Genomic DNA, 2,320 nt, shown 5'->3' on the forward strand with positions numbered 1-2,320 from the left:
AAGCGCCTCTTGGAGTTCTTCGACAGAGATCTCGTTGAGGTGATCCATTACAGGCAATATACCTCTCTGAGTAAAAAGCTCTACCGACTACTATACCTGGACGAGCATCTCCCCGAGACGGAGGAGTGGGACGAGGTCGACGACGACGAACTAGAAGCCGCGTACGACGAGATCGTCGATCTCTACGAGCGGGAGAAGAGCACGGCCCCGAAGCGGAACGAGTCCCAGCTGGAGGAGAAGTTTATCCGGCCGATGTTCCGGAAGCTGGGGATTCCCTTCGAGGTTGAGGAGAGCACGAGCCGGACGCAGCGACGACCGGACTACGGCTTCTTCGAGACCGAAGACGCCGCGCGTGATGCCTTCGAGCGCCGCGAGGGGGGAGGCGACTTCTACGAGAACGCGGTCGCCGTCGCGGACGCTAAGCGCTGGGGACGCCCGCTTGACACGCGGGGGAGCGGTGAGCACGAGCGCGACTTCGAGAACCCGAGCTACCAGATCCACGTCTACCTCCAGGAGACGCCCGCCCGATGGGCGGTGCTGACGGACGGGAAGAAGTGGCGGCTCTACTACGGTCCGACGAGCCACCGGCTCGACTCCTACTACGAGATCGACCTGCCGACAGTATTGGAGAAGGGTGATATTGAGGATTTCAAGTACTTCTACCTCTTTTTCCGGCACAGCGCGTTCCTTGAGGACGCCGGCGGCGACTGCTTCCTCGACGACGTGTACGGCGAGTCGAACGTTTTCGCCCAGGAGTTGGGCGAAGACCTACAAGACAATATCTACGAGGCTATCAAGATTCTCTCGGAAGGGTATCTTCAGTATCCAGATAACGACCTCAACGAGGATGATCTCGGCATCATCCACGACTCCTCGCTCATCTATCTCTACCGGCTCATCTTCATTCTCTATGCCGAAGCCGAAGGCCGTGACCTGTTGGACACGGATAACGAGATTTACGAGGAATCCTACAGCCTAAACGCGCTCAAGCAAGAGATTGCTGAGGAACTCGATAGCGGCGACCCGAAGTACCGTGACTGGCAGGATAACCTAAGCTCCCGGCTTGACGAGTTGTTCGAGCTGATCGACCAAGGAAGCAAGTCGCGAGGGATTCCCAAGGAGGACCTCCACATTCCAGCGTACAACGGCGGACTGTTCCGGACGGATCCTGACGAGGATGACGGCGCTGAGGCGCGGTTCCTCGCAGAGCAAACAGTTGGTGACGCCTATCTAGCCCGCGTCGTCGAACTCCTTACGCGGAGCCAGCAGTCGAACAGTGGTGGGAAAATCTTCGTCGACTACTCCTCACTCGATGTGCGTCACCTTGGGAGTATTTATGAGGGACTCTTAGAGTACCAGCTACACGTCGCTGACAGACCGCTTACGGTCGACGACGGCGAGTACGTCAAGGCCGAAGAAAGCGATAATATCGTTGTTGAAGCGGGTGAGGTGTATCTCACAACGGGTAGTGGCGAACGCAAGGCGACGGGGTCGTACTACACTCCCGAGTACGTCGTTGAGTATATTGTCGACGAGACGCTTGGCCCACTGGTCAACGATATTCGGGAAGAGTTGGTTGGACAGACGACCTACCGGAAGGGCGACGAGGAGGCGGGGACGTTCGCAGACGAGTTTGCGGAGCGTGTATTCGATCTGAAAATTCTCGACCCAGCGATGGGGAGCGGGCACTTCCTCACCAGTGCGGTTGACTACCTCGCTCGTGAGATCATCGACGCACAAGAACGACAGGCGGCCCAACAAGGGGTCGAGACCGTCGAAGAGGACCACGACATCAACTGGGCACGCCGGAAAGTCGCTCAACGCTGTATCTACGGGGTCGACCTCAACCCGCTTGCGACCGAACTCGCGAAGGTGTCGTTATGGCTACGAACGCTCGCAGCTGAACAGCCGCTTGCTTTCCTCGACCACCACCTAAAAACTGGAAATTCTTTGGTGGGTAGTGATATTGAGGATGTCCTCACCAATGGAGATAGCGGAACAAATGATGGACAGCTAACTCTTCAGGAGTCGTTTGCTCACACCCGTCAACAGGCGATCGAACACGTCATGGATCGGTTCCAGGATCTGCTATCCATTGACAACGAAACGCTTGAAGACGCTAAGGAGATGGAAGACGTTTATGACAAAGTCCGAGAGGATTCACTCTATCAAAATCTCCTCGCGATGGTAAACGTTCATACTGCGGAGCAGTTCGGATTGGATGTTCCTATAGTAGCCATTAGAACTATCGGCACGGAGTGCTGTACAGTATCTAATGGACCATCTCGACGAAATCTCCGTCGAAGAACTCCAAGACGCG

The 2,320-nt window shown here is 56.2% G+C and carries 1 protein-coding gene; it reads left to right on the top strand.

Annotation, left to right across the window (positions count from 1 at the left end; translation table 11 throughout):
• Positions 1–42 precede the first annotated feature (42 nt).
• Positions 43–2,320: DNA methyltransferase (locus BLW38_RS15605; protein WP_143040929.1), on the top strand; the 2,278-nt coding region annotated here is incomplete at its 3' end.

This window comes from Halopenitus malekzadehii (assembly GCF_900108505.1).
Lineage (GTDB): Archaea > Halobacteriota > Halobacteria > Halobacteriales > Haloferacaceae > Halopenitus > Halopenitus malekzadehii.